26 protein-coding genes are annotated in these 25,152 nt (G+C 68.2%); 17 read left to right on the top strand and 9 right to left on the bottom strand.

Translation table 11 applies throughout. The annotated features are described in order from the left end of the window. The first annotated feature begins 176 nt into the window (after window positions 1-176). On the top strand, window positions 177-878 hold the full coding sequence (locus NNJEOMEG_RS07725; protein WP_235956877.1) for a DUF554 domain-containing protein: 702 nt from the start codon (window positions 177-179) through the stop codon (window positions 876-878). A 61-nt stretch (window positions 879-939) separates the two neighbouring features. On the opposite strand, the gene NNJEOMEG_RS07720 is transcribed toward NNJEOMEG_RS07725, so the two are convergent. Genes NNJEOMEG_RS07720 through NNJEOMEG_RS07700 form a run of 5 tightly spaced genes read right to left on the bottom strand, consistent with a single transcriptional unit; the run spans window position 940 to window position 5,677 of the window. After that, window positions 940-2,904, bottom strand: coding sequence for a molybdopterin biosynthesis protein (locus NNJEOMEG_RS07720; RefSeq protein WP_173083033.1), 1,965 nt, complete (start codon window positions 2,902-2,904; stop codon window positions 940-942). Further along, on the bottom strand, window positions 2,901-4,139 hold the full coding sequence (locus tag NNJEOMEG_RS07715; RefSeq protein ID WP_173083031.1) for a molybdopterin molybdotransferase MoeA: 1,239 nt from the start codon (window positions 4,137-4,139) through the stop codon (window positions 2,901-2,903). Before NNJEOMEG_RS07715 ends, NNJEOMEG_RS07720 begins: the two co-directional genes overlap by 4 nt. A 22-nt stretch (window positions 4,140-4,161) precedes the next feature. Further along, a complete protein-coding gene (gene moaA / locus NNJEOMEG_RS07710; RefSeq protein WP_173083029.1) occupies window positions 4,162-5,193 on the bottom strand; it encodes a GTP 3',8-cyclase MoaA in 1,032 nt (343 codons plus the stop codon). 32 nt (window positions 5,194-5,225) lie between these two features. Next, a complete protein-coding gene (locus NNJEOMEG_RS07705) occupies window positions 5,226-5,447 on the bottom strand; it encodes a MoaD/ThiS family protein (RefSeq protein ID WP_173083027.1) in 222 nt (73 codons plus the stop codon). Further along, window positions 5,444-5,677, bottom strand: coding sequence for a hypothetical protein (locus tag NNJEOMEG_RS07700; RefSeq protein WP_173083025.1), 234 nt, complete (start codon window positions 5,675-5,677; stop codon window positions 5,444-5,446). The genes NNJEOMEG_RS07705 and NNJEOMEG_RS07700 overlap by 4 nt, the downstream gene beginning before the upstream one ends. A gap of 255 nt (window positions 5,678-5,932) precedes the next feature. Between NNJEOMEG_RS07700 and NNJEOMEG_RS07695 the strand changes: the two genes are divergently transcribed. From NNJEOMEG_RS07695 to NNJEOMEG_RS07685, 3 genes are all read left to right on the top strand, one after another. Continuing rightward, complete coding sequence (locus NNJEOMEG_RS07695; protein WP_173083023.1) at window positions 5,933-6,730, top strand: 2-amino-3,7-dideoxy-D-threo-hept-6-ulosonate synthase; 798 nt, start codon at window positions 5,933-5,935, stop codon at window positions 6,728-6,730. A gap of 405 nt (window positions 6,731-7,135) precedes the next feature. Next, the gene (locus tag NNJEOMEG_RS07690; protein ID WP_173083021.1) at window positions 7,136-7,345 is read left to right on the top strand and encodes a TOBE domain-containing protein; all 210 of its coding nucleotides are present in this window, start codon (window positions 7,136-7,138) and stop codon (window positions 7,343-7,345) included. A 275-nt stretch (window positions 7,346-7,620) separates the two neighbouring features. Beyond that, a complete protein-coding gene (locus tag NNJEOMEG_RS07685) occupies window positions 7,621-7,830 on the top strand; it encodes a TOBE domain-containing protein (protein ID WP_173083019.1) in 210 nt (69 codons plus the stop codon). Between the two features lie 138 nt (window positions 7,831-7,968). Here NNJEOMEG_RS07685 and NNJEOMEG_RS07680 read toward each other — a convergent pair whose 3' ends face one another. Further along, window positions 7,969-9,960, bottom strand: a complete 1,992-nt coding sequence (locus NNJEOMEG_RS07680) for a LysM peptidoglycan-binding domain-containing protein (RefSeq protein ID WP_173083017.1) — start codon at window positions 9,958-9,960, stop codon at window positions 7,969-7,971. Between the two features lie 229 nt (window positions 9,961-10,189). On the opposite strand from NNJEOMEG_RS07680, the gene NNJEOMEG_RS07675 reads away from it, so the two are divergent. Beyond that, window positions 10,190-10,942 carry a TrmH family RNA methyltransferase gene (locus NNJEOMEG_RS07675; RefSeq protein WP_235956876.1) on the top strand — a complete coding sequence of 251 codons (753 nt, stop codon included), beginning with the start codon at window positions 10,190-10,192 and terminating at the stop codon, window positions 10,940-10,942. Between the two features lie 195 nt (window positions 10,943-11,137). Here NNJEOMEG_RS07675 and NNJEOMEG_RS07670 read toward each other — a convergent pair whose 3' ends face one another. The 3 genes from NNJEOMEG_RS07670 to NNJEOMEG_RS20940 all read right to left on the bottom strand — a co-directional run bounded on the left by NNJEOMEG_RS07670 (window position 11,138) and on the right by NNJEOMEG_RS20940 (window position 15,960). Further along, on the bottom strand, window positions 11,138-12,973 hold the full coding sequence (locus NNJEOMEG_RS07670; RefSeq protein WP_173083013.1) for a methyl-accepting chemotaxis protein: 1,836 nt from the start codon (window positions 12,971-12,973) through the stop codon (window positions 11,138-11,140). Window positions 12,974-13,458: 485 nt separating this feature from the next. Then, on the bottom strand, window positions 13,459-14,583 hold the full coding sequence (locus NNJEOMEG_RS07665) for an alginate O-acetyltransferase AlgX-related protein (RefSeq protein WP_173083011.1): 1,125 nt from the start codon (window positions 14,581-14,583) through the stop codon (window positions 13,459-13,461). Between the two features lie 3 nt (window positions 14,584-14,586). Continuing rightward, on the bottom strand, window positions 14,587-15,960 hold the full coding sequence (locus tag NNJEOMEG_RS20940) for an MBOAT family O-acyltransferase (RefSeq protein WP_173083009.1): 1,374 nt from the start codon (window positions 15,958-15,960) through the stop codon (window positions 14,587-14,589). Window positions 15,961-16,107: 147 nt separating this feature from the next. On the opposite strand from NNJEOMEG_RS20940, the gene NNJEOMEG_RS07655 reads away from it, so the two are divergent. The 12 genes from NNJEOMEG_RS07655 (at window position 16,108) to NNJEOMEG_RS07600 (ending at window position 24,878) form a co-directional block, all read left to right on the top strand. After that, on the top strand, window positions 16,108-16,533 hold the full coding sequence (locus NNJEOMEG_RS07655; protein ID WP_173083007.1) for a response regulator: 426 nt from the start codon (window positions 16,108-16,110) through the stop codon (window positions 16,531-16,533). Beyond that, the gene (locus NNJEOMEG_RS07650) at window positions 16,530-16,853 is read left to right on the top strand and encodes a MerR family transcriptional regulator (RefSeq protein ID WP_173083005.1); all 324 of its coding nucleotides are present in this window, start codon (window positions 16,530-16,532) and stop codon (window positions 16,851-16,853) included. The genes NNJEOMEG_RS07655 and NNJEOMEG_RS07650 overlap by 4 nt, the downstream gene beginning before the upstream one ends. Beyond that, a complete protein-coding gene (locus tag NNJEOMEG_RS07645) occupies window positions 16,850-17,569 on the top strand; it encodes a FecR family protein (RefSeq protein ID WP_173083003.1) in 720 nt (239 codons plus the stop codon). The genes NNJEOMEG_RS07650 and NNJEOMEG_RS07645 overlap by 4 nt, the downstream gene beginning before the upstream one ends. 81 nt (window positions 17,570-17,650) lie before the next feature. Beyond that, on the top strand, window positions 17,651-18,295 hold the full coding sequence (locus NNJEOMEG_RS07640; protein ID WP_173083001.1) for a hypothetical protein: 645 nt from the start codon (window positions 17,651-17,653) through the stop codon (window positions 18,293-18,295). Between the two features lie 44 nt (window positions 18,296-18,339). Continuing rightward, window positions 18,340-19,770 (top strand): hypothetical protein, encoded by a 1,431-nt coding sequence (locus NNJEOMEG_RS07635; protein WP_173082999.1) that lies wholly within the window; start codon window positions 18,340-18,342, stop codon window positions 19,768-19,770. Window positions 19,771-19,908: 138 nt separating this feature from the next. Then, entirely contained in the window at window positions 19,909-20,679 is a 771-nt protein-coding gene (locus NNJEOMEG_RS07630) for a hypothetical protein (RefSeq protein WP_173082997.1), read from the top strand. 12 nt (window positions 20,680-20,691) lie between these two features. Then, window positions 20,692-21,321, top strand: coding sequence for a tetratricopeptide repeat protein (locus tag NNJEOMEG_RS07625; protein WP_173082995.1), 630 nt, complete (start codon window positions 20,692-20,694; stop codon window positions 21,319-21,321). A gap of 1 nt (window position 21,322) precedes the next feature. Continuing rightward, the gene (locus NNJEOMEG_RS07620) at window positions 21,323-21,772 is read left to right on the top strand and encodes a hypothetical protein (protein WP_173082993.1); all 450 of its coding nucleotides are present in this window, start codon (window positions 21,323-21,325) and stop codon (window positions 21,770-21,772) included. A 19-nt stretch (window positions 21,773-21,791) separates the two neighbouring features. Continuing rightward, the gene (locus NNJEOMEG_RS07615) at window positions 21,792-22,676 is read left to right on the top strand and encodes a hypothetical protein (RefSeq protein WP_235956875.1); all 885 of its coding nucleotides are present in this window, start codon (window positions 21,792-21,794) and stop codon (window positions 22,674-22,676) included. Window positions 22,677-22,741: 65 nt separating this feature from the next. After that, the gene (locus NNJEOMEG_RS07610) at window positions 22,742-23,017 is read left to right on the top strand and encodes a hypothetical protein (protein ID WP_173082991.1); all 276 of its coding nucleotides are present in this window, start codon (window positions 22,742-22,744) and stop codon (window positions 23,015-23,017) included. Between the two features lie 19 nt (window positions 23,018-23,036). Continuing rightward, entirely contained in the window at window positions 23,037-23,912 is an 876-nt protein-coding gene (locus tag NNJEOMEG_RS07605; protein WP_173082989.1) for a hypothetical protein, read from the top strand. Between the two features lie 45 nt (window positions 23,913-23,957). Then, window positions 23,958-24,878, top strand: a complete 921-nt coding sequence (locus NNJEOMEG_RS07600; protein WP_235956874.1) for an RluA family pseudouridine synthase — start codon at window positions 23,958-23,960, stop codon at window positions 24,876-24,878. The last annotated feature ends 274 nt before the right edge of the window (window positions 24,879-25,152 follow it).

Below are 25,152 nucleotides of genomic sequence, written 5' to 3'. Positions count from 1 at the left end.
GGATTCGCGCGTCATTTTGGGGCCGCGCAGGGCGTTGGGCCCGGGGTCTCGCCGCACGGCCGGGTTCCGGCTTGCCCCCGGGGGCCTGCGGGGATAGAGCTTCGCCCCGGGCCGCGCGGCCCGGGATAAAACAGGAAAATGAGCCCAAGTTGGAGGGCGCGATGATCGGACCATACGTGAACGGTGCCTGTGTGGTGTTCGGCGGCCTGGCCGGGGCGCTCCTGGGCGGCCGGATGGGGGCGCAGCTTCGCACGCGCTTGACCCAGGTGTTCGGGCTCTCGGCCATGGGCATCGGCGTGGTCATGACGGGAAAGGTGCACGCGCTGCCGCCGGTTGTGCTTGCGCTGGTGCTGGGGGCGCTCCTGGGCGAGCTTTTGCGCCTGGAGTCGGGCATCGCCCGGCTGGCGGGGCTGGCGCGCCGGGGCGTGGAGGCCGTGACCAAGCCCGCGGGCCAGGGGCCGGGCCAGGAGGAATTCCTGGAGAAGTTCGTGGCCCTGGCGGTGCTCTTCTGCGTGAGCGGCACGGGCGTGTTCGGCGCGCTCAACGAAGGCATGACCGGGGACTCCACGCTGCTGGTGGTGAAGGCCATCCTGGACCTCTTCACCTCGGCGGTGTTCGCCGCCACCCTGGGGGCCAGCGTGGCCCTGCTGGCCGCGCCCCAGCTGGCGGTGCAGGCCGCGCTCTACTTCGGGGCGTCGCTCGTGCTGCCCTGGACCACCCCGGAGATGATCGCGGACTTCTCGGCCGTGGGCGGCCTGGTGCTCCTGGCCACGGGCCTGCGCATCTGCGAGATCAGGCAGTTCGCCGTGGCCGGGCTCGTCCCGGCCATGTTCCTGGCCATGCCCCTCTCGGCGCTCTGGACGAGGCTGTTCGGCTAGCCGCTCCCGGCGGCCCCCCAGAGGGCCGCCTCTCCGTGCGACGGCGGATTCCCGGCTGCCGCTAGTTGGCCATGTCCACGTTGTCCGGGGGCAGGCCCATGCCGGGCTCCATCCTGCGTCCGGTCCAGGTGGTCTCGTAGCCGCCCAAGGCCGCGATCTTGCCCTGGAAGGCCTTGTCGCCCAGCACCGCGAGGAGCGTCTGCACGCGCGGCTCCTCCAGGCTGGCCAGGGGCAGCACGAGGTCGTAGCGCTCCCGGGCCAGGGGCACGAAGTCCAGGCCCAGGGCCTTGGCCGCGGAGAAGACGCCCAGGCCGCAGTCGGCCGCGCCGTTCTTGACGTTGGCGGCCACGCCCATGTGGGTGGTCTCCTCCTGGGCGTAGCCCTGCACCTGCGAGGGCGCGATGCCCGCGAGCTTCAGGTTGTAGTCCAGGAGGATGCGCGTGCCTGCCCCGCGCTGGCGGTTCACGAAGCGCACGTCGGGCCGGGCCAGGCTGCCCACGCCCTGGATCTCCTTGGGGTTGCCCGGGGCCACCATGAGCCCCTGGTGGCGGATGGCCAGGTTGATCACGGCCACCTCCACGCCCGGCAGGTGGCGGGCGATGAAGGGGAAGTTGAAGTCGCCGGATTCGGTGTCCAGGAGGTGCGCGCCCGCCAGCAGGGCCGCGCCCTGGGCCAGGGCCGTGAGCCCGCCCAGGCTGCCCACGTGGGAGGAGGCCAGACGCAGGGGGGAATCCAGGCGCATGAGTTCGTCGGCCAGCAGGTCCAGGGTGTTGTCGTGGCTGCCCACCACCACCAGGGTGCGTTCCAGCTCGTCCTGGGAGACCAGCAGTTCGGCCTGCACCACCTCGCCCCGGGCAACGCCCTCGCGGTCCTGGGCGATGCGGGCCACGGCCTGGGCCTTGGTGAGCGTGGTGATGAGCCCTGCCCCGCGCGAGAGCGGGATGGCCGAGTAGCCTTCGCCCACGCGACCGGCGGCCAGGCGCAGGAACTCCGTGAGCCCCGGGCGCGAAGGCACGTCCTTGGCCAGGCGCACGGGCACGCTGGGCCTGCGCGCGGGCTCGCAGCGCGAGAGCCACGCGGCCAGCGGGGCCAGCAGCTCCTCGAAGCAGACCACGGCCGAGACCGGATAGCCCGGCGCGCCCACCAGGAGCTTGCCCTGGGCCACGCCCAGCAGCGAGGGCTTGCCCGGCATGGCCTGGATGCCGTGCACGGCCACCTCTCCGAAGCGCTCCATGACGGCGCGGGTGAAATCCTTGCTGCCCGCCGAGGACCCGGCCAGGATGGCCACCACGTGGGCCGGGGAGTTGAGGGCCTCCTCCACGGCGCGGGCCAGGGCCCCGGGCTCGTCGCGCACGGGGGGCCTGCGCCGGGCGTCCAGTCCCCAGCCCTGGGCCAGGGCGCAGAGCATCACGGAGTTGGATTCCACCACCTGCCCGGGGCCGGGCTCGGGGCGGGAGGTGTAGTCGAGCACCTCGTCCCCGGTGGGGATCACGGCCATGCGCACCTGTTCGTAGACGTCCACCTCCCAGACGCCGCAGGAGAGCAGCGCGCCCAGGTCGTAGGCGGTGAGCTTGCGCCGCCGGGGCAGGATGAGCTCCGTGGCCACGATGTCCTCGCCGATGCGGCGCACGTGGGTCCATGGGGCCACGGGGGTCTCCAGGGAGGCGTTGCCCGCGTCGTCGAAGACCACGTGTTCGATCATGGCCACGGCGTCAAAGCCCGGGGGCAGGGGCTGGCCGGTGTTCACCAGGGCGAAGCCCTCGCCCGGGGAGAGGGTCACGGGGCTGCCCTCGCGGGCGGCGAAGGTGGATTCGCCCCGCACGGCGATGCCGTCCATGGCCGCGCAGTGGAACGTGGGCGAGGAGAGCCGGGCCGTCACGGGGCTCGCGGTGACGCGGCCCAGGGCCTGTTCCGTGGGAATTTTCTCCACGCCCACCAGGGCGGCGCGGTTCAGAAGGGATTTCACCCGCTCCAGGGCTTCGGGGATGGGCACGGTGCGCAGGTAGATGTTGCGTTTGTGGCTCATAGCAGCATGACCTCCACGGAGGAGCCGGCCTCCAGGCCTTCGAGGCCGGCCGGGATGCGAAGGAGCCCCTGGGCCTGGACCAGGGTTTTCACGAGGCCCGACTTGCCCAGCACGGGGAAGGCGTCGGGGAGCGGACCGCCGGAGGGGGCCAGTCGCACGCGCACCCAGTCCTCCCGGCCCTGGCGGGAGGCCAGGTTGCGGGTGAGCCGGGCCTGCACGGCCGGGCGCGCGCGCGTGAAGGCGTGGACGTCGCCGGCCAGACGCTCCAGGAACGGGCAGCCGAAAAGAAACATCACCACCTGGGCGGAGGTGATCTGGCCGGGCAGGCCCCAGACGGCCTTGCCCCGGGCGCGGGCCAGGATGGTGGGCTTGCCGGGGGAGAGGGCCAGGCCGTGGGCCAGCACCTCGGCCCCGGGGATGCGCGCCAGGGCCTCCACGGTGAGGTCGCGCACGCCCACGGAGCTGCCGCCCGAGAGGAACACCGCGTCGGCCTCCTCCAGGCCCCGGGCCATGCCCTCGGCGATGGCCCCCAGGTCGTCGCGGGCGATGCCCAGGTCCAAGGTGGACGCGCCGGTCTGGGCGCAGAGGGCGAACAGGGCGGGGCGGTTGGCGTCGCGGATCTGTCCGGGCAGGGGGCGGGCGGCGTGGGGCACGATCTCGTCGCCGGTGGAGAGCACGGCGGCCCTGGGGCGGCGCCCTGCGTGCACACTTTCCACGCCCAGCGCGGCGAGGAAGGCGATCTCGGCCGGGCGCAGGAGGGTTCCGGCGGGCAGGGCGGTCTCGCCGGCGCGGGCGTCCTCCCCGGCCAGCATGACGTTCTCGCCCGGCGCCGCGGGACGCCTGATCTCGATGGTTCCCGCGCCCAGGTCCTGCGTGTGCTCCACCATGACCACGGCCCCGGCCCCGGGGGGCAGGCTGGACCCGGTGACCAGGCGCACGCAGCGTCCGTTTTCCAGGGGCTCGCGGGAGACGGCGGCGATGTCCAGGGTTCCGGCCAGGTCCAGGTAGGCGGGGTTGGTCTCGGTGGCCCCGAAGGTGTCCTCGGGGCGCACGGCGTAGCCGTCCATGCCGGAGCGGGACAGGGCGGGGAGGTCCTCCCCGGCGGTGACGGGGCGGGCCAGGAAGCGTCCGGCGGCCTCTGCCAGGGGCACGTCCTCGCCGGGCAGGTGGGCGAATCCGGTCAGGATGCCCCGGAAGGCGTCGGGGGAGATGAGTTCGAGGAAGCCTTTGTCCATGGAAATCCTTGAGGCGAAGGGGTCAGCCGCCGATGGCGGTCATGGGCTTGTGGCACACGCCGCCGGGGCCGCGCTCGGCCAGGAGCTTGTAGCCCATGGGCTTGCGGGCCAGGGCGCGGCGCAGCACGTCGAGGATGCGCTCGTCGCTCGTCTTGAGGCAGCGCAGGAGCGGGCGCAGGCGGTATTCCTTGTCGGAGTAGAGGCAGGGGCGGAGCCTGCCGTCGCAGGTGAGGCGCAGGCGGTTGCAGCTGCGGCAGTAGTGCCCCGAGAGCCCGGAGATCACGCCCAGGCGGCCCTTGCCGCCCTGGATGGTCCACATGCGGGCCGGGCCGCGCCCCTCGTCGCCGTGGAGCACGGGCGCGATGTCCGCCAGGCTGCGGGCCTGCTCCAGGACGTCCGAGGCGGCCCAGTAGCGTGAGGAGTCCCAGAGGGTGTCGCCGCCGATGGGCATGAACTCGATGAAGCGCACGTCCAGGGGGTATTGCGAGGCGAGGGCGAGGAAGGCCGGGAGCTCGTGGTCGTTGACGCCCTTGAGGGCCACGGCGTTCACCTTCACGCGGATGCCCGCCTCCAGGCACTCGTCGATGCTCGCGCGCACCAGGCGGAAGGCGTCCACGCCGGTGATGCGCCGGAAATTCTCCGGGTCGAGCGAGTCCAGGGAGATGTTCACGGCCGCCAGGCCCAGCGAAGCCAGGGAGCGGGCGCGACCGGCCAGGAGGGTGCCGTTGGTGGTGAGGCGCACGTCCATGCCGGGAGCGGCGGCCATCACCTCGGAGAGGAAACGCTCGAAGCCGCGCCGGGCCAGGGGCTCGCCGCCCGTGAGGCGTATCTTGGTGAGCCCCAGCGGCGCGGCCAGGCGGATCACGCGCAGGTATTCCTCGTAGGAGAGCATGTCCGCGTGGTCCAGGGCCGTGAAGTCCTTCACGGGGCGGCAGTAGACGCAGCGGAGGTTGCAGCGGTCGGTGACGCTCACGCGCAGGTAGTTGACCACGCGCCCGAAGGCGTCTGCGAGAACGTCCCGGGAGTCTTTGGCGGGCTGGTCCATCGGGATCATCTATGCCAAAGCTCCCATGATGTGAAGAAGCATCACCCTCCCTCGACCATTGGCAGCAGTTCCAGGCGGCAGCCCTCGGCCAGGGGGGTGTCCGGTCCGGCGGGTCCGGCATCGACAAGGGCCACCACGGCTCCAGGGTCCAGGCCCAGCAGGGCCAGGGCGTCGGCAACGCGCGCGCCGGGGGGCAACTCCAGGCTGTGGGGCAGGGCGGCGGCCCCGGGCAGGGAGGGCAGGGTGGCGAGGGTTACGGTCACGGCCCCTCCACGGTGTACCCCTTGGCGCGCATGCAGCCGTCCAGGATCTTCTGGGCCAGGGCCTCGGCCTCCTTGGCCGGGGCCAGGGCCGTGGACACGGCCGAGCGGGCGCGGCATTCGTCGTAGTCGCCCCTGGCCTCGGCGGCCGACTTGTTGGGGTTGACGATGCGGGGCGGCCCGGAGCAGGCCCCGAGCAGCGCGACAAGCACGAACAGAGCGGTACGGCGCATGAAAATCCTCCGTCTTGACAGCCGGAGCCAAGGATGACTAAAGGTTCGGACATGCGCAAGTCCCATTTCGTCGCCGCTTCCTCCGTCAGCATGGCGTATTATTGCTACGGTGTCCGCGTTCGCGGCGCGCGGCGGGGCGGGCGCTTCTAGCAACCGGCAACGGAGATGCCCCTTCGCGGGGCCGCGAACCGAGCGTTCGCGGCCCCGTTTTTCTTGGCCCGGACGCGCAACCCCAGACGCCATCAGGAGGCGCTCATGCACATCGGGAAAACCATCCGTCTGGAACGCATCATCAACCGCGACACCGGGCGCACCATCATCGTGCCCCTGGACCACGGCGTGACCGTGGGCCCCATCGAGGGCATCATCGACATGCGCGACACCGTGACCCACATGGTGGAGGGCGGGGCCAACGCCGTGCTCATGCACAAGGGCGTGGTGCCCTGCGGCCACCGCGCCAGGGGCCGCGACATCGGGCTGATCGTGCACCTTTCGGCCTCCACGAGCCTGTCGCCCTTCCCCGGGGCCAAGACCCTGGTCTGCGACGTGGAGGAGGCCGTGAGCCTGGGCGCGGACGCCGTGAGCGTGCACCTGAACCTGGGCGACGCCTCCGAGCGCGACATGCTGGCCGACATGGGCCGCATCTCCAAGGACGCCGTGCGCTGGGGCATCCCGGTGCTGGCCATGGTCTACGGGCGCGGCCCCAAGATCTCCAACGAGTTCGACCCCGCCGTGGTGGCCCATTGCGCCCGCGTGGGCATGGAACTGGGCGCGGACATCGTGAAGGTTCCCTACACCGGCGACCCCGAGAGCTTCGCGGGCGTGGTGGCCGGGGCCAGGGTGCCCGTGGTGATCGCGGGCGGACCCAAGACCCCCACCACCCGCGACTTCCTGCGCATGGTTTTCGATTCGGTGCAGGCGGGCGGCATGGGCCTCTCGGTGGGCCGCAACATCTTCCAGCACAAGCACCCGGGCCGCCTCCTGCAGTCCCTGGCCAAGATCGTCCACGACGGCTGGAGCGTCGAAGAGGCCCTGGAGGGGCTGGGCGAATAGCCTGTCGGACGGGAGCCGCCGGGCCGCGAAGAACCGGCTGGTTCCCCGCGTCCGGTCCCAGAAGGAAGCCCCCGCGCGAGCGGGGGCTTTTGCGTGGGGGCAGGCAGGGCGTGTTCGCATCCGGGGAGGCCTGGCCCGGCAGGGGCGATCGCGGGTGCGCTCGCGGGGGGCGTCTGGCTTCCCCTGTCGTCCGGCGGCAAGGCCCTGAACCGCCAAGCCGCAGGGTCCTGGTGTTCCCTTCTCGCCGGACCCTGCCGCCAATGCCCCCCGTGCCCAGCCTGCCGGAGCAGGCTCCGGAGCTTCGGCATCGTCGAGGGACACGCAAGATTTGGTTTGCATGACTTTCCGGAAGGGCTACACTGGTCGGAAACACGCTGCGCTCGCAGCGCCCACAAGGGGGTTTCCATGAAAGTCAGCGCCCGCAACCTGATCCCCGGCGTCGTCAAGTCCATCACCCCCGGCGCGGTCAATTCCGAGGTGGTCATCGAGGTGGCCCCCGGAGTGGAGGTGGTGTCGATCATCACCAAGCATTCCGTGGAGTCCCTGGGCCTCAAGGAAGGCTCCCAGGTGAAGGCCATGGTGAAGGCCTCCAGCGTGATGGTGGTGGTGGACTAGACGCGAGGCGGCGGGCATGCCCCTGCTTTCGGCATGATCGCCGCCCGCTGCGGCTGTCCGCCCGGCAGGGCGAACGGACCCCTCGCCGGGCGCGCCGACGGAGACGCGCCTTGCCCCCGGGGTGCTGCCATCCGCGTAGCGTAGCGGGTCATCGACGCGAAAGGATGCGGCAATAAGAATCACGAAAAATAGTACTTGCATGACTTTTGTTGGTGGTTATCCTTGCACCCAACCCCCGGACGCAAGGGCGTCCGGGCAAAACCAAGGAGAACATCATGAAAGTCAGCGCCCGCAACCTGATCCCCGGCGTCGTCAAGTCCATCACCCCCGGGGCGGTCAATTCCGAAGTGGTCATCGAGGTGGCCCCCGGAGTGGAGGTGGTGTCCATCATCACCAAGCATTCGGTGGAGTCCCTGGAGCTTAAGGTGGGGTCGCCCGTGAAGGCCATGATGAAGGCCTCCAGCGTGATGGTGGTGGTGGACTAGCCTCCGCCCTTCCGGCGCATACCCGGCGCGGCCCGTGCCGCACGGCATGGCGTCGGCTGCCCGCGTGGCGATGCCGCAATGCAAAAGCCCCCGCAAGAGCGGGGGCTTTTTCTTTCCGTCGTGCCGTGTGGGCGAGGCCTAGTCCACGTTGATGGTCAGGCGGTCGCCGGGCTTGAGGTGCGCGGTGCGGTCGAGCTTGTTCCAGGAGAGCAGGGCGATGGGGTCCACCTTGAACTTGCGGGCGATGCTCCACACGGTCTCGCCGTTCTCCACTTTGTACTGGATGGGGCCGGAGGGTTTGCGGGAGTCCTTGACCTGGGCCTGCTGCGGGGCCTTGGGGTCCGGCTTGGCGGCCTGCTGCACTGCGGGCTGTGCCTTGGCCTGCTGGACGGCGGGCTGTGGCTGCTGGACGGGCTGCGGCTGGGCTTTTGCCAGTTGCTGCACTGCGGGCTGGGGCTGTTGCGCGGGCTGTGCCTTGGCCTGCTGCTGCGCCGGTTGCGGCTGGCCTTTGGCCAGGGCCGCCAGCTTGCCCGCCTGGGCCTGGGCCTGGGCGGCCAGCTGGGGCTGCACGGCCTCGGCGGGGATCTTGAGGGTCATCCCCTGTTTCACGTCCCCGGCGGATTTGAGGCCGTTGAGCGCCAGGATGGCCTGCACGTCCACCTTGTTGGTTTTGGCCACCTCGGCCAGGGTGAGGCCCTTCTTCATGGCCACGGTCTTGGCGGCCTGCGGGGCCTGGGCCTGGGCCTGGGGAACGGGCATGGGCGGGCAGGCCGCCCCGGCCTTGACGGGGATGGTGATGGTCTGCCCCGAGGCCACGCCCTTGCCGGACTTCACGCCGTTGGCGCGCGCCAGGTCCGCCTGGGAGACGCCGTAGCGCTTGGCGATGGCCGCCAGGGACTCGCCCTTTTTCACGCGGTGGGTCTGCAGGCGCTGGGCGTCGGCCCGGGGCGGGATGTCGTCGAGGTTCGCCAGTGCGGTGTCCTGGGCGGAGCTGTCCAGGGGGATGTACACGGTCTGGCCCGGGGCCACGTTCTCGCCCACGGTGGGGTTCATCTGGCGCAGGGCGGCGATGGGCACGCCGGTGCGGCGCGAGAGGTTCCACCAGGTGTCCTGCCCGGCGGCGGTGTAGGACTTGATGCCGCGCGAGGCGTGGCAGGAGGGGTTGGCCAGATAGGCCATGGCCAGCTCTTTCTTGGCCACGGGCACGTAGACGGGGCTCTGGCGGTCCGGCGGGCTCACCTGGCGGCGGAAGCCGGAGTTGAACCGGTGGAACTCCTCCCAGTTCATGGAACAGGCTTCGGCCAGGGCGGCAAGGTCGGTGCCGCCGGGCACGGAGACTTCTTCGAGCACCTGCCCCGCGCCCCAGTTGACGGTCTTGAAGCCCAGGGTGTCGAGGTTCTTGAAGATCTTGAGCACCGCCAGGAACTTGGGCACGTAGTTGCGCGTCTCCTGCTTGAGCAGGTTGGGGTTCTTGGCGATGTCGAAGAAGTCGGTGTGGCCGGACTGGTTGATCACGCGGCTCATCTTGCCCTCGCCACAGTTGTAGGCGGCCAGGGCGACGTTCCAGTCGTTGAAGAGGTTGTAGAGCTCGGCGAGGTATTTTGCGGCGGCGACGGTGGCGAGGTAGGGGTTGCGGCGTTCGTCCTCCCACCAGTCCACGGAGAGGCCGAAGCGGCGGCCCGTGGCGGGCATGAACTGCCACATGCCGCCCGCGCCAGCCGGGGAGTAGGCCATGGTGTTGTAGCCAGACTCGATGAACGGCAGCGCGATGATGTCCGGCGGCAACTTGTACGTCGCCAGCACGGCGCGGATGTAGGGCAGGTGAGGGGCGGCGCGCTCCAGCCACTTCTCCATGGTGTCGCGGCGTTCCTGCGTGAAGTAGGTGAGGTACTGCTGCACCTCTTCCGTCTCGCGCACGTCCAGGTTGAAGGGGATGTCCGTCTTGGAGGCCAGGGCCTCCTTCTCCTGCTTGGTCAGCGGCCGGGGGCGCTTGATCTTCAGAAAATCGGGGTGCGCCAATTCGGGGTCGAGGTTGGGGCGCATGTCGTCGTTTTCGGCCTGGTATTTCTTGGCGCAGGCCGAAAGGATCAACATGCTGAAAATCAGCAGGCAGGTCAGCGATTTGTGCATTACGCCTCCAGGGCGGGGCGAAGCCGAATGGGCAAAAGAGGAGTGAGGCCGTGATCCGGCTTCGAAACGTGTCGATTAGTCTCAATGCCCGCCTACCCGAAGAAGACGAAAGAATCAACGGGCTTTTTGCGTGAAAATTGTGTAGTCACGGCCCGGATACTGATGCGCTCCCGCGACGCCGATGCAACACCGGACAACCGCAACGCAGACCAAACAGATGGTGGAACCCATGGACAACGTGGTGATGGGACGCAAGCCCGTCCTGGAACTCCTGACCAGCAGGCCCGGAACCGTGGAACACGTCCTCCTGCGCCAGGGACTCAAAGGCCAGGACATCAAGGAGCTCATCGACGCCTGCAAAGCCTCCGGCGTGCGCTACCGCTTCCTGCCGCCGGATGCCCTCGAACGCAGCGCGCCCGGCTGCCGCCAGGGCGTGGCCGCCTTCACCGCCGCCAAGGAATTCCAGGACCTCGAACAACTCCTCGACAACATCCGAAACGCGCCGCTCCCTGTCATCCTCGCCCTCGACCAGGTGCAGGACCCAGGCAACGTGGGAACCCTCGCCCGCACGCTCCTCGCACTGGGCGGCGCGGGCCTCGTCACCACCAAACACCATGCCGCCCGCCTCGGCGGCCAGGCCTCCCGCGCCTCCGCCGGAGCACTCGAACGACTCCCCGTCCACATGTGCGTCAACCTGGCCCGCACACTCGACCAGTGCGCCGACGCCGGGCTCGAAATCCTCAAAGCCGAAGCCGGGCCGCAAGGCGAAAACCTCTTCACCGCACGCTTCGACACCCCCTGCGTCCTCGTCCTGGGCGGCGAAGAAGACGGCGTGCGCCCAAACGTCGCCAAACGCTGCGCGCGCAGCCTCTACATCCCCATGCCCGGAGGGTTCGAATCGCTCAACGTCGCTCAAGCCGGAGCCATCGTCCTGGGGCAGATGGCCCGCTACGCGCACCTGAAAGCGTCGGGGAAGCCCTGACGGACTCGATCCCGAGGAACTCCGGCCCCGAGGAGCGCCTCGCGCCTGCCCAAGGCTCGCCGCGAAAGAGGGCCGGGCAGACGGAGATGAAGCCTCCGACCCACCTCTCACCGTCCGCAACCTCTCCACACGCCAACGCGAAGCGGCCGTCGAGGAAGTCCTCGACGGCCGCCGTGCGTTCATGGCGTGACGTGCTCAGGCTTTGAGCGAGCGGGGTTTGGCCGGGGGGAGGCTTTTCCGGGCCGGTGTGGCGGCGAGCAGCTTTCCGGCGGTCCCCCCGCCTTCGGATTTGAGTTCCTCGATGAGCCGGGCGAGGGCCTGGGCCTGATCGGCCAGTTCGTTCACCGCGCGGGAGGACTGGTTCATGGCTTCGGAGGTTTCCAGGGAGATGCGGCTCACGTCTTCGATGGCGCGGTTGATCTCGTCGCTTGCGGCGGACTGCTGTTCCGATGCCGTGGCGATGGAGCGCACCTGGTCGGTGGAGAGGTCCACGAGCTGGACGATGTTCTGGAGGGCTTCGCCGGATTTGCCCGCGAGATCGGTGGCTTTGCCGATCTGCCCCACGGTGCGGTCCACGTTGGCGATGTTCTTGCGCGTGCCGTCCTGGACCGCGCCGATGGCCTGGCCCACTTCCTTGGTGGCGCTCATGGTTTTTTCGGCGAGTTTGCGCACCTCGTCGGCGACGACCGCGAAGCCTCTTCCGGCCTCACCGGCTCGGGCGGCCTCGATGGCGGCGTTGAGCGCCAGGAGGTTGGTCTGGTCGGCGATGTCGGAGATCACGTTCATGATCTTGCCGATGGCGTCGGCCTGTGCGCCCAGGGCGGTCATGTCGCCCTTGAGTTCCTCGGCCTGGCGTTCCATCTGGCTGATCTCGCGGACCACGTCGTTCACGATGCCCGCGCCGTCCTGTGCGCGGCGTTTGGCGCGGTCGGCGGTTTCGGCGGCCTGGGAGGCGTTGCGGGCCACCTCGAGCACGGTGGCGTTCATTTCCTCCATGGAGGTGGCGGTTTCGCCCACGCGTCCGGCCTGGATTTCCGCGCCCCGGCTGGACTGTTCCACCTGGGCGGCGAGCTCTTCGGAGGCGGAGGAGATCACGGCGGCCACGTCCTCAAGGCGCGCGGCGGCCTGAAGCATGCCTTCGGCCTTGGCGCGTTCGGCCTGGGCCTTGGCCTCCTCGGCCTGGGCCGTGGCCTGGAGCGCGGCCTCGGCCTGCCGGGCGGCGTCCTGGGATTTCTGCTCGGCCTCGGCGATCTTCTCCTTGAGGGTGGCGACCATCTTGATGAGCACGGCGTAGACGCCGCCCTGTCCGCGCACGGGGCGGAAGGACACGTCGAGGTTGCCGCCGGCGATGTCGCCCGCCACGGACTGGAGATATCCCGGGTCTTCGCCGAGCTGCCCCAGGACGTTTCGCGCGATGAAGAAGGCCAGCCCCAAACCCAGGGCCACGGCCGCCAGGATGGCCCCGATGAGCTGGGCACGGCCGGAGAAGAAGGCGTCCATGGCCGTGGATGCGCTCTTTTCGCCCGCCTCGGTGTTCACGGTGATGAGCCGGGCCAGGATGGAGATGGTCTCCTGGATCAGGCGCGCGGAGTCGGCGGTGGCCATCTCGGCGGCCTTGTCCCGGTTCATGGCGGCGACTTTCTTGATCTTTTCAGAGATGGCCAGGTACTTGGCCCACGCTTCCTTCATCTGGTCGAACTGGCGGCGCTCGTCCTGCTGGTCGGCGGTGATGAGCTTGTCGTACTCGGTCAGATCCGTCTTGAACTTGTCCAGGGTTTCTTTGAGCAGCCCCTCGTAGTGGGCCATTTCCTTCTCGTTGGTGGAGAGGATGTAGACCAGCTCGTAACGCCTGTAGGACTGCACGTGGTCGTTAAGTCTTCCCAGGCGGACGATGCTGGGAAGCCAGTCCCCGGCGAGGAGTTCGGTCTCGTTTTCGATGGCCTGCATCTGACGGATGCCGAAGAGGCCGATGCCCGCGGTGAGCACCAAGAGCGCGCAGAACCCGGTGTAGAGCTTGGACGAGAGTTTCATGGGCATATCCTTACATATTTTGATTCGGCAGGCGCATTCCATGAATGATGCCTTTTTTGTAAAAAGGCAACCCCGGGACGGCTCCCTCCGATGGCGTGACGCTTCTTCCTGCGCAAGCTGCCCCGGGGAGACCTTCCGAATGTTTAATCCATTATATCATCAGGTTGGACCTGCAACGCCGAAACCCCAAACAGACGCGCCGCGCCGCGCCCATCGCTTCTCCCCCGTTGCCTGGGAGTTTACGAGACCATGGGAACCGTACGTTTCGGACTTCGTGGGTCGCAATCAGGAACGCAACGACTTCTTCACCAAAAGGACGCAAGCGAGCAGCATGAAGGCTGGCCCTGAGCGCCCGCCGGGAGGGGCTGCGGGGACGAGAGACGGGTGGCGCGGCCTTGAAGTGCAGACCGTGAACCAAAAATTAATCGATGGTTCTTTGTCGCTTGCCTTGAAAATCCGTCAGGCGGCACTGCGAGGACGCATCACTAGGGCCTGCCGCCCTCGGAGGGGGAGAAGATGGCGTGCTGGTAGCGCTCGGCGGCCTCGAAGATCACCACATCGGGGCGTTCCGCCAGCACCACGCCCGGGTTGAAGCGGTGGGTCCAGAGGAAGACGGAGCGCCGGAAGCGTTCCGCCAGGAAGGGGATGGCCTGGGAGCCGAAGGAATCGCGGAAGAAGAGGGCGCGCGGCAGGGAGTTGTCGTCCACGGCCTTGACGATGCGCCGCCTGCCGGGGAGGTCGGCGGGGTCCTTCCAGGGGGGCGGGGGGGCGTCGTGGGCGCGGTGCGGGGCGTGGGGGACCATGCGCACGTTGGCCTCGGGGAGCTGGTTCTCCAGGAGCATCATGGCGGCCAGGTCGCCGCCGGGAGTGTTCTCGGCCACGGCCGTGTAGGCGGCGGGGTCCAGGGGCGGCATGGCGGGGAAGCGCTCGCGCAGCTTCTCCACGATGGCCGAACACCCGGCCAGCGCGCCCCACTCGTTCCAATGGGAGTCGGTCTTCCAGTAGGCCTGGCGCACGGCCTTGGCCCGGAGCATGACGGGACGCAGGTCCAGGAAGGGGATGCCGCCCTCCTCCATGGCCCGGGCGAGCTGGTCGAGCCGGGTGGTCTCGCGCATCTTGCGCAGGGAAGAGGGGAGAAATTCGCCGTAGACGGTCTTCTTGTTGGGCACGATGACCACCAGCATGGCGATGCCGCGCGCCGCCAGCCAGTCGCGCCGCTCCTGGTGGAGGCGCACGTTGTCGGCCAGTTCCTGGGGGTCGAAGCGTGTCGCGCCCATCCAGTCTTCCAGGGCCATCTCGTCGTTGTAGAACCACCAGCACTCGCGGCCCCGGATGAGCGTGCGCATGGGCGATTCGCCCCACACGGCCAGGCGCAGGCGGTTAAGGGTGCGGATCATGGATTCGCGGAAGGGGAAGTTGTCGGCGTAGGCCGTGGCCGTGCGCGTGGCCCAGGCCTGGAAGTCGGTGACGGCCAGGGACGCGGGCGGCCAGGGGCCGGGGGCGTCGGCCGCGCGCGGGTGGACGCCCAGGCCCAGGAGCCCCAGGCCCTGGGGCCAGACGAGGGGGGCCAGGAGCAGCGCGCAGCACACGATGAGGGAGAAACGTTTCATGGCCTAGAACTGCGCGTAGATGAAGGGTGTGTGGGCGCCCGCCGCCAGGGCCAGCAGGGCCAGGGCCAGAAGCGCCGGGGCGGCCAGGCCCCTCGCCAGGGGCATGAGACGCCCGAGCCGCTCGCCCAGCCAGGGGAGCGCGGGCGCGCTGCCCAGGATGCCCGCAGCCAGCATGCACAGGGTCTCGCGGTTCACGCGCACGGTCCAGGTGTAGTCCCAGCCGTGGAAGCTGAAGCTGGCCAGGGCTTTGAAGTAACCCCAGGCGTGGGCGAAGTCCGGGGCGCGGAAGAACACCCAGCCCAGGCCTACGGCCAGCAGGGCGTAGGCGTGGCGCGCCGGGCGCGGCAGGGCGTCCAGCCGCTTGCCGACGCCGGTGCGCTCCAGGGCCAGAAAAAGACCGTGCCACAGGCCCCAGACCACGAAGCTCCAGCTCGCGCCGTGCCACAGGCCGCAAAGGGTGAAGACGATCAGCAGGTTGCGCTGCACCTTCCAGGGGGCCGCGCGCCCGCCGCCCAGGGGGATGTAGAGGTAGTCGCGGAACCACGTGGAAAGCGTGAGGTGCCAGCGCCTCCAGAACTCGCGCACGGATTGGGCCGTGTAGGGGTAGTTGAAGTTCTCCGGCAGATTGTAGCCGAAGAGGCGGCCCAGGCCCACGGCCATGTCGGTGTAGCCGGAGAAGTCGAAATAGAGCTGCAGGGAGTAGGCCAGGAGGCCAAGCCAGGCCGTGCCCATGTCCAGTTCGGCCGAAGGCAGTGCGAAGGCCTGGTCGGCCAGGCGTCCCAGGGGGGCGGCCACCAGGGTCTTCTTGGCCAGGCCCACGGCCAGACGGGTCAGGCCGTCGCGCAGTCCCTCCAGGGTGGGGGCGTGGGGGGCCATGTCGCGGCAGCGGGCGATGGGGCCGGCGGCCACCTTGGGGAAGAAGGCCAGGAAGAGGCCGAAGCGGACTGGATCGGCCAGGGCGTCCTGGCGGCGTCCGGCCACGTCCACCAGGTAGGCGATGGCCGAGAAGGTGAAAAAGGAGACGCCCAGGGGCATGGAGGCCGGGGCCAGGGCGCGCAGGCCCTCCAGGCCCGGGATCTGGGCCGCCAGGAAGAGCGGATACTTGGCCCAGGCCAGGAAGGCCAGGTCGAGCCCCACGCCCAGGGCCAGCAGGGCCTTGCGCGCGCCGCCCCCGGCCCAGGAGATGGCCAGACCCATGAGCATGTTGAAGGCCATGGAGGCCAGGAAGAGCGGCAGGGAGGCGGCGTCGGACAGGGCGTAGAAGAGAAGGCTCGCCCCCAGGAGCAGGGCCTCGCGCCCCCGGGCCGGGCACAGGGCGAAGAGCCCCAGGAGCACGGGCAGGAAGACGAACAAAAACAGCGGGGAGTCGACGGCCATGGAAGGCCTTAGCCCGGAAGCGCCGGGGATTCAAGGGGGCAGACGCGCCTGTCCGCGCGAGGCGTCGATGCTTCGTGAAACCCGCAAGCATTGCCATCGTCATCCCATATTGGTAGAAAGCCAGCAAACAACTGGATGTCGTACTTTATGCCGCGTTTTCTCATCACGGACGACGACGAGGTGGCCCACGCCTTCCTGCGTCATGTGCTGCTGGCCCTGGGGGAAGTGTCGCACGCCTTTTCAGGCCAGGGGGCCGTGGAGGCCTGCGGCCGCGCCCTGGACGAGGGACGCCCCTTCGACGTGGTGTTCCTTGATGTCCTCATGCCCGGCATGGACGGCGTGCAAACCCTGAACGCCGTCCAGGCGCGCCACGACGAGGCCGGAGCGAAGCGCCCGGGCTTCGTGCTGGCCACCTGCCTGTCGCTCTCCACTCCGCCCCTGGACGCCCTGCCGCCGGGCCCCCACTGGACGCACCTGCACAAGCCGTTCGACAGGCGCGAGGCGCTGGCCGCCCTCGGCGTCCTGGGCCTTGCCCAGCCTCCCGCAGCGGAGGAGGGCGAGGACTTCTGGTGACCGACGCGCCCCGGAGCAAAACCTGGAAGATCGGGCAGATCGCCGAGCTGGTCGGGCTCAAGCCCTTCGTGCTCCGCTACTGGGAGACGGAGTTCCCGCAGCTCGCTCCCATCCGCACGCCCAAGGGACAGCGGGTCTACACCGAGGAGCACCTGCGCCTGATACGGATCATCCAGCGCTGCATGCACGAGGAAGGCATGACTCTTGAAGGAACGCGCCGCAGGCTGGCCGAAGGCGAACGCCGCGACGCGCTCAAAACCATGGTGGAACGGGAGCTTCTGTCCATCCGCTCCCTGCTCGACCCCGAGGACGCCCCATGAAACGTTCACGACATTTCGCGATTCTCACGTGTCTGGCGCTCGTCCTGGCCTTCGCGGCGGTCCGGGCCAGCGCGCCCGCGCCCGCCGGAACCGTCGAGGAACTCCAGGGGCAGGCCCAGGCCCGCCAGGGGGAGGAAGCGCCCCGCAAGCTGGCAAAGGGCGCGCCCTTCTTCGCACAGGACGTGGTGACCACCCCCACCGCCGGAGACAAGCTCCGCCTGGCCTTCGCCGACGGCTCCTCCCTGGACGTGGGCCCCGAATCCCAGGTGGCCCTCAAGGATTTCGCCTACGACGAGGCCGACAAGGACAAATCGAAGCAGGTGATCGCCATGGGCAAGGGCATGTTCCGCTACGTCACCGGCAAGGTGGTGGCCCAGAACCCGGACAACCTGAAAATCCAGAGCCCCCTGGCCGTGGTGGGCATCCGGGGCACCGTCACCGACCACTGGGTGAAGTACAAGCCCAACGGCGAACTGGACTCCGAGTTGCACGCCCTGCGCGAGACCAAGTCCGGCACGGTGGTCACCGTGCGCGACGCCGAGGGCAAGGAGCTCTCCCTGGACAAGCCCGGGCAGACCGCCTGGGTGCGGCCCAACCTGCCCGGCGCGGTGCGCCAGCTGAGCGATGACGAAATGCAGAGCCTGGGCAAGGCCCCCATCAAGCGCTCGCCCTTCGACCCGCCCGCCCGCGCCTCGTTCTCGGGCGGGGCCAACTGAGCGCCGGGGAGCACAAGACCGATTGACACACGAGGCATCGGGCTCTACACGTCGTAAGTATAGGAATAGCATGGAGGCGACATGGCTTCGTTCTTTCTGGCGGCGATCCTGACGGTGCTCACGGCCCTTCCCGGCACGGCCCTGGCGTTCAGCTTCTCCGAAGAGGCCGGGAAAGACGCGGCCCAGGCCCGGGCCAAGGCCGCGCGCACGCAGTCCCTGCTCTCGGAGCCCTGCAAGGCCAGGATCAAGGGCCAGAAGATCGCCGTGATGATCGCGGAGCGCCACCAGGGCATCAACAACGTCAACTCCTCCAACCAGGGCGAACTCTTCGAGCTGCTCAACGCCAAGCTGCGCTCCGTGGGCCTGGCCACCATCACCCAGGGCGAGATCAACGCCCGCATCGCCCGCGCCGAGGCCGAAGCCATCCTGAACAACGATCCCGACGCCGCCATGGCCGCCTCGCGCAAGCTGGGTGCCTCGTTCTTCCTCAAGGGCATCATCTCGGCCCGCTCCGGAGCCAACAAGATGGTGCGCGCCAACGAGGTGGCCGTGTCCATCCAGCTCACGCTTTCCGACGGCTCGGGCCGCGTGCTCTCCCAGGTGCGGGCCTCGGGCCAGTCCTGGGCCGGGTCCGACGTGGTGGGCGCGGCCATGTCCGTGCTGGAGGACGAGGCCGACTCCCTGGTGGCCCAGCTCTACTCCGACTTCTGCTCCAAAGGGAAATAACCGTGCGCCGCCGCGCCGATCAACCCATTGAAAGGAACTCCGCCATGTCGCTTCCGCGCCGCCTAGCCCTCGCGCTCGCACTCTTCGTCCTGGTCGCGGCCTGCGCCCTGCCCGCCCGCGCGGCCGACCCCAAGACCATGGTCATCACCGCCGAGGGCCTGGCCGACCCCAACGCCGACACCTACAAGCGCGACAAGGGCCTCCTGGTGGACGACCTGCGCGCCGACGCCAAGCGCCAGGTCATCGAGAAGGCCGTGGGCTCCTACGTGGAGACCTCCACGCTCATGCAGAACTACACCCTCATCCACGACAAGGTGCTCTCGCGCTCCCAGGGCCTGATCAAGCGCGTGATCAAGGAGAGCCCCCCCTTCCAGGGCGACGACGGCTTCGCGCACATGCTCATGACCGCCGAGGTCTACGTGGGCGACGTGCAAAGCGCCCTGAACGAGATGGGCAGGCAGGAACGCGTGAGCCTCATCAAGGACTTCGGCAACCCCCGCATCTCCGTGCGCATCGACATCCGCGACGCCGAGCGCGGCGTGGACACCAAGGTGGAACGCTCCGCCGTGGCCGAAAACATCCTCAAGGACCGCATCAAGAGCTTCGGCTACCGCGTCTGGAGCGAAGAGCAGTCCGTGAAGCTCAAGACCGAACTGATGGAGACCAGCCAGCTGGCCGGACAGACAGAGGCCACCATCTCGGCCTCCCAGGTGAAGGCCGCCGACTTTTCCATCGTGGGCGAGGCCAAGTTCAAGAAGGTGTCGGCCAAGCTCGCGGCCTCGGGGCTCACGGTCACCAAGTTCGTGCTCACGTCCTGGTCGGTGAAGTGCGTGGACAACAACACCGGCGAGGAAATCTACTACAACAACAAGGTGCCCCAGAAGCAGAGCTGGGCCGACGAGGACCAGGCCATCGAGGAGATCGGCCGCATGATCGGCGGCGAATTCTCCAAGGACTTCTTCGAGCAGCACCTCCAGGCCCCGGCCAAGACCTACCAGCTCCAGGTGCTGGGCCTGCCCAGCTACGACGCCGGACAGCTGCTCAAGAAGGAGTTCATCGGCCTGCGCCCCGTGCTCAACGTGGACTTCCGCGACTTCGACCGCTCCGGCCTCTCGCTCTACGAGGTGGAGTTCGTGGGCACCCGCTCCAACTTCAACCAGCTGCTCAACGCCACCATCCTGGCCCCGCTCAACGCCAAGCTGGGCGAGCAGTCCTTCGCGCTGGAATCCTCCCACGGCAACGTGGTGCGCGTGAGCTTTCGCTCGCGCCTCAAGCCCGAGGAGTTCATGACCAAGATGCAGGGCATGCCCCCGGCCAGCCTGGCCCAGGCGTCGCCCGAGCGCGTGCGCGAGGTGGTGCGCAGCGAGGAGACCCTCAAGCGCGTGGCCGACGTGGCCCCGGACGTGGCCAGGAAGGTGGAGGAGCAGGGCCTGCTCAAATCCGACAAGGCCCTGGATGCGGTGAAAGGCTTCTAGGTTTCCAGGCATGGCGTTCGTATTCCGCCATCCGACGTGGCAGGTTCCCGGCTTCAGCCTTTGGAACGGGTCGGCGCGGCCCGGGCGGCGGACGCCCGCATCCGGCCCCAACGTGTCATGCATCTGAGGGAGGACAACATGCTCGTGAGAAGGATCGGACTGCTGGCGCTCTTGGCGGCGCTCACCCTGACCCTGGGCTGCCAGTCGGCGTCCCAGAAGGCCAACCAGGAAGCGGACGCGGCCATGTACCAGCCGGTGACGTACGCCAACTCGGACAAACCCGGACCCCAGGTGGTGGTGATTCCCGGGGCGGTGAAGTCGCAGAACGCCACCTTCGCCCAGAAGTACGGCCCCAACAACATCGCCGACTTCGCGGAAATCGAGCTGGCCAAGGCCAACTTCCCGGTGCTCGAACGCCAGGACCTGGGCCCCATGCTCCAGGAGATCGAGGTGGCCGCCAACCTGGGCGACGCCAAAACCCTGAAGAAGTTCAAGAAAGGCAAGATGCAGGCCACCAACTGGCTTGTGCGCTTCGACGTGCTCAAGGCCGAACCCGTGGCCCAGGTTGAACGCAAGTTCGACGGCACCTACCTGGGCATCATGGCCGGCAGCGTGGTGGGCTCGGCCACCGGCTCCTGGGCCGCCGGCACCGCCACCGGCGCGGGCGTGGCCTCCATCAAGGCCGAAGACGCCAGCGGCATCTGGATCGTCGGCATGCGCTTCAAGGTGCTCGACGCCAACACCGGCGAACAGAAGGCCAGCGACTACTTCGAGGACAAGATGGAGATCACCTCCAAGGGCGGCGGCGCTCTCGGCTACACCGAGAAGAAGACCACCGGCGTCACCCTGGACACCATGGTGCAGCGGCTCGTGCAGCGGGCCGTGCAGAAAATGGACGAGATGAAATAGGAGGCTGCCAACATGCGTCGCGTCACAACCGTCGTTTTCGTGTGTCTCTGTCTGGCCCTGGCCGCGGGCTGCGCCAAGAAAGCCCCGCCGCCCGAGCCCACCGCACAGGAATACTTCGATTCCGGCATGCGCTACTTCACCCAGGAAAACTACACCATGGCCCTCTCCGAGTTCGAGATGGCCGTGGCCAAGAGCCCCAGCTTCGTGGAGGCACAGTACTACCTGGGCGTGAGCGCCTTCAAGCTCAACATGGTCGACCGCGCCCGCCGTGCCTTCATCGACGCGCTCAACCTGAACCCCAACCATGTCAAGTCGCGCGAGGCCCTGGGCATCCTCTACTACCTCACCAACGACTTCAACGAGTCCAAACGGCATCTTGAAGCCGCGCGCAACCTCAACTCCATCAACGTGGAAGTCTACTTCTACCTGGGCAAGATCTACGTGATGGAAAAGCGCTGCCCCGAGGCCATCGAGGTGTTCCAGAAGGGCGTGATGGTCGATTCCACCTTCCTGCCCATCAAGACCGAACTGGAAAACGCCAAGCGCCTCTGCGGCAAGGGCTCCGGACCCAAGCAGCCGCCCGTGATCTACGAGAAGAAGTTCCGCGGCGGCGGCATGGCCATCGACCCGAGCGACTTCTAGCATGACCGCGCGCATCATCCTGGCGGCCGGGGCCCTGGCCCTGGCCGCCTTCCTCTTCCAGCCCGGAAAGGCCCAGGCGCAGGACAAGATTCCTTTCCCCGAGGGCAAAGGCAGCCAGAAAGCCCTCATGGACGACTGGGTGCGCAAGAAACGCGCCCTGCGCGACCAGGTGGCGCAGGACCTTCGCCGCAAAGGCCTTCTGCCAAAGGACGGCGTCGTCTCCTTCGAGGCAGTCGTGAAACCGGACCCCAAAAACCCCGGCAAGGTTCTGGTGCACATCGAGTCGCTGACCATCCACGAGGCCAGGTCTCCGGTGAACACCGCCACGGACGCCATCTTCGCGCCCCGCAAGGGGGGCGCCGAAGCGGCCTCCATCCCCGTCGGAGGCGGCACGGTGCGCGAAAACATCACCATCGTCGGGGGCAAACCCCAGGAACCGGCCAAGCCCTGACAAGGCCAAGGAGCCTGCCATGCACATCCGCCGCATCGCCGTCCAGACATTCGCGCTGCTCGTCTTCCTGGCCTTCGCCGCCCAGGCCCTCGCCCAGGGCAACCGGCAGCTTATGAGCCAGAAAATGGCCGAACAGGACATGAAACGCCAGCTTGTCGAAGCCGTGGTAGGCTTCAAGGTGAAGAGCGAAGGCGAATTCGGTCTCACCGAGGACGCCCAGTACAAGGTGGACACCAAGGCCGCCGCCGTCATCAAGGGCATCAAGGTAGACAAGATGGTCTACGACAAGGAAAAGGACATCGCCCTCTGTTACGGCCACATCGAACTGGGACGCATCAAGAACATCACCGGGCTCACCTTCCAGTTCAAGAACGTCAAGGTGCAGAGCTTCGGCTTCGGCTCCATGACCGAGGCCTCCCGCGTGCCCCTTCGCGCCCTGCGCGCCGCGCTCATCAACGCCTACGACGAAATGGCCGCAAAGCTCATCGGCGAAAAGATCCTCAGCCAGTCCTCGGCCGAAAACTTCATCCTCACCAAGGACTCCAACCGCTCCAAGGTCTGCGCCGCGCTTTTCGGGGCTTACATCCCCAACCCCGAAATGAACGCCGCCAACCGCGGCTGGGGCTGGGACGAAAACGGCCTCGCCTTCGTGCGCCTGAACCTGGACGCGCGCGTGGCCAAGGACATCATGGGCAACATCATCGTCTACACCGGCGGGGAGAACATCCTCGAGGTCACCGGCTACGGCGCGCAGAAGGACGAACTCTCCCCCCAGGGCCCCGAAGGCGGCCCCTCCATGATCCGCCCCGGCGGCCCCAAGACCTCCTACCAGAACCTTGACGTGCCCATCGGCGGAGGGCAAGCCAAGCCCCAGCAGGAACTCAAGGGCATGCCCGCCCAGTGAGTCCTTCCCTGGGTTCTGGCCCGGAAGTTGCTCACCTGCCTGGAGACGAGGAGAGGAGGCTTGAAATGACGAAATATCGCAACACTCTCGCGGCGGCCCTCATGCTGGCCGTCGCGGGCGGCGCGGCCCAGGCCCGTGCCTGGTCCTTCGACGAGGTGTACGCGCCGCGGGCCGTGCCCGGCCTGGAACTGGCGTCCCTGGAGGTGCCGGTGGCCGCCAAGGCCCGCCCGGCCGAAGCGCCGACGCAGGCCCCCCAGGCCCCCGCGCTGGAGTCGGCCCCCGAGCAGCCGGCGGCCCCGCCCACGCTGTGGCGGCGCTTCCGGGATTACCTGGGATTCTAAACCCACAAGGAGCATCACCATGCGACGCATCACCGCCAGCGCCCTGGCCCTGCTCGTGGCCCTGCTCGTGGCCGCCTCGGCCATGGCCCAGGGCAACAAGCAGCTCATGAGCCAGAAGATGGCCGAGCAGGACCTCAAACGCAACATCGTCGAGGCCGTCATCGGCTACAAGGTCAAGAGCCAGGGCGAATTCGGCCTCACCGAAGACGCCCAGTACCAGGTGGACACCAAAGCCGCCGCGGTCATCAAGGGCATCAAGGTCGACAAGATGATCTACGACCGCCAGAAGGACGTGGCCCTCTGCTTCGGCCACATCGAACTGGGCGACATCATCAACGTCCTGGGCGAACGCATCAGCTTCAAGAACGTGCGCGTCGAGGGCTTCGGCTTCGGCACCATGACCGAGGCCTCCAGGCCCCCTCTGCGCGCCCTGCGCGCCGCGCTCATCAACGCCTACGACGAAATGGCCGCCAAGCTCGTGGGCGAGAAGATCCTCAGCCAGTCGCGCGCGGAAAACTTCATCCTCACCAAGGACTCCAACCGCTCCAAGGTCTGCGCCGCCGTGTTCGGGGCCTACATCCCCAACCCCGGCATCAACGCCCCCAACCGCGGCTGGGGCTGGGACGAAACCGGCAACGCCTTCGTCTTCCTGGAAATGGACGCCCGCAAGGTCAAGGACCTGCTCGGCAACAAGCTCGTCTACAAGGGCGAGAACATCATCCAGGTGCGCGGCATCGGCGCGCAGGTGGACGAGGTCTCCGGCGTCGGCCCCGACGGCAAGAGCGCCAACCTCACCCGCGACCCCGGCTCCAAAACCCAGTACATGGACCTCAACATGCCCGGCTCCACCCCCCCTCCCCCCCAGGAGGAACTCAAAGGCAAGCCCGCACAGTAGACCCCACCAGCGGGGAGGCGAAAGCCTCCCCGCTTCGTTCACGCCGTGATCACCACCCGCACCGTCTCCCACGCCGAAGCCGGACAAAAGCTCGTCCAATACCTGGGACGCATCCTCCCGGACACCCCCGGCTCCGTCTTCATGCGCTGGATACGCACCGGGCAGGTCCGCGTGGACGGCAAACGCGCCAAACCCTTCGACCGCCTCTCAGTCGGCCAGAACGTGCGCATCCCACCCTTCGCGGCGGCCGAATCGTCGCCCCCCGCCGCCGCCTCCAGCGAAATCCCCCAACTCCCGGGGCTCCAACTCGCCGGATTCGACGACCTCTACCTGGCCATCGCCAAACCCGCCGGACTCCCCGTGCATCCGGGCTCCGGCTGGACCGACTCCATCCAGACGCGCCTCGCCCAGGCCTTCGCCGGGCAACCCTTCGTCCCCACCATCGTCCACCGCCTGGACCGCGACACCTCCGGCGTGCTCCTCGCCGCGCGCACCCACAACGCCCTCACCAGCGCACACCAGGCCCTCAAGGACCATCAGGCCGCAAAAGAATACCTCTGCTGGACCACCGGCCGCTGGAACCTCTCACCACCAGGACAAACCGTCGAATTGACCGACCGCCTCGAAAAAGCCGGAGACCCCGGACTCCAGCGCGTCCAAACCGGCGACTCCGGCAAAGAAGCGCGACTCCTGGCCACCCCCCTGGCCATCCTCGATGACCGCTCCCTCCTGCTCGTGCGGCTCCTCACCGGCCGCACCCACCAGATCCGCGTCCAACTCGCCTCGCGCGGACACCCCATCGTCGGCGACCCCAAATACGGCAGCGGTTCACCACCGCTGCGACTCCACGCCTGGCGCGTCACGCTGCACGGCAAGACCTGGCGCTGCCCCCCCGCCTGGGACGGCGACTGGGACTCCACGCCCTGGACCACGGACAAGGAAACGGACAACGACGCGCAGCCTTGATGCCATCGCGGCGGAACGGTTGTGGCGGTGGAATGAAGGAGAGAAGATAGAGGAGGGGAGAGAGGGAGGAGGGAGGAATAGCCTCCGGCGGCCAAAGGGCTACGCCCTTTGGAATCCCTTATTGCTTCGCGGGCTTCACCGCGCAGGGCCGGACTGGACACGGATGCCCGGACAACAGCAGACACCCGCCGGGAACGCGCTCAAAGCAGCGCTTATCCCGGCGGACTGCCATCGTCGCAAGCGACGATGAACAAGGAATTATCCTCTCAATTCC

The sequence above is a fragment of the Fundidesulfovibrio magnetotacticus genome (genome assembly GCF_013019105.1).
GTDB lineage: Bacteria > Desulfobacterota > Desulfovibrionia > Desulfovibrionales > Desulfovibrionaceae > Fundidesulfovibrio > Fundidesulfovibrio magnetotacticus.
This window is presented reverse-complemented; position numbering and strand designations above follow the sequence as displayed.

What these genes read in the sequence shown, in the direction of transcription:
- NNJEOMEG_RS07720 (WP_173083033.1), bottom strand. Translation starts at nt 2,904, where the DNA reads ATGAGCCACAAACGCAACATCTACCTGCGCACCGTGCCCATCCCCGAA.
- NNJEOMEG_RS07715 (WP_173083031.1), bottom strand. Translation starts at nt 4,139, where the DNA reads ATGGACAAAGGCTTCCTCGAACTCATCTCCCCCGACGCCTTCCGGGGC.
- moaA (WP_173083029.1), bottom strand. Translation starts at nt 5,193, where the DNA reads ATGATCCCGATGGACCAGCCCGCCAAAGACTCCCGGGACGTTCTCGCA.
- NNJEOMEG_RS07700 (WP_173083025.1), bottom strand. Translation starts at nt 5,677, where the DNA reads ATGCGCCGTACCGCTCTGTTCGTGCTTGTCGCGCTGCTCGGGGCCTGC.
- NNJEOMEG_RS07695 (WP_173083023.1), top strand. Translation starts at nt 5,933, where the DNA reads ATGCACATCGGGAAAACCATCCGTCTGGAACGCATCATCAACCGCGAC.
- NNJEOMEG_RS07690 (WP_173083021.1), top strand. Translation starts at nt 7,136, where the DNA reads ATGAAAGTCAGCGCCCGCAACCTGATCCCCGGCGTCGTCAAGTCCATC.
- NNJEOMEG_RS07685 (WP_173083019.1), top strand. Translation starts at nt 7,621, where the DNA reads ATGAAAGTCAGCGCCCGCAACCTGATCCCCGGCGTCGTCAAGTCCATC.
- NNJEOMEG_RS07680 (WP_173083017.1), bottom strand. Translation starts at nt 9,960, where the DNA reads ATGCACAAATCGCTGACCTGCCTGCTGATTTTCAGCATGTTGATCCTT.
- NNJEOMEG_RS07675 (WP_235956876.1), top strand. Translation starts at nt 10,190, where the DNA reads ATGGACAACGTGGTGATGGGACGCAAGCCCGTCCTGGAACTCCTGACC.
- NNJEOMEG_RS07670 (WP_173083013.1), bottom strand. Translation starts at nt 12,973, where the DNA reads ATGAAACTCTCGTCCAAGCTCTACACCGGGTTCTGCGCGCTCTTGGTG.
- NNJEOMEG_RS07665 (WP_173083011.1), bottom strand. Translation starts at nt 14,583, where the DNA reads ATGAAACGTTTCTCCCTCATCGTGTGCTGCGCGCTGCTCCTGGCCCCC.
- NNJEOMEG_RS20940 (WP_173083009.1), bottom strand. Translation starts at nt 15,960, where the DNA reads ATGGCCGTCGACTCCCCGCTGTTTTTGTTCGTCTTCCTGCCCGTGCTC.
- NNJEOMEG_RS07655 (WP_173083007.1), top strand. Translation starts at nt 16,108, where the DNA reads ATGCCGCGTTTTCTCATCACGGACGACGACGAGGTGGCCCACGCCTTC.
- NNJEOMEG_RS07645 (WP_173083003.1), top strand. Translation starts at nt 16,850, where the DNA reads ATGAAACGTTCACGACATTTCGCGATTCTCACGTGTCTGGCGCTCGTC.
- NNJEOMEG_RS07640 (WP_173083001.1), top strand. Translation starts at nt 17,651, where the DNA reads ATGGCTTCGTTCTTTCTGGCGGCGATCCTGACGGTGCTCACGGCCCTT.
- NNJEOMEG_RS07635 (WP_173082999.1), top strand. Translation starts at nt 18,340, where the DNA reads ATGTCGCTTCCGCGCCGCCTAGCCCTCGCGCTCGCACTCTTCGTCCTG.
- NNJEOMEG_RS07630 (WP_173082997.1), top strand. Translation starts at nt 19,909, where the DNA reads ATGCTCGTGAGAAGGATCGGACTGCTGGCGCTCTTGGCGGCGCTCACC.
- NNJEOMEG_RS07625 (WP_173082995.1), top strand. Translation starts at nt 20,692, where the DNA reads ATGCGTCGCGTCACAACCGTCGTTTTCGTGTGTCTCTGTCTGGCCCTG.
- NNJEOMEG_RS07620 (WP_173082993.1), top strand. Translation starts at nt 21,323, where the DNA reads ATGACCGCGCGCATCATCCTGGCGGCCGGGGCCCTGGCCCTGGCCGCC.
- NNJEOMEG_RS07615 (WP_235956875.1), top strand. Translation starts at nt 21,792, where the DNA reads ATGCACATCCGCCGCATCGCCGTCCAGACATTCGCGCTGCTCGTCTTC.
- NNJEOMEG_RS07610 (WP_173082991.1), top strand. Translation starts at nt 22,742, where the DNA reads ATGACGAAATATCGCAACACTCTCGCGGCGGCCCTCATGCTGGCCGTC.
- NNJEOMEG_RS07605 (WP_173082989.1), top strand. Translation starts at nt 23,037, where the DNA reads ATGCGACGCATCACCGCCAGCGCCCTGGCCCTGCTCGTGGCCCTGCTC.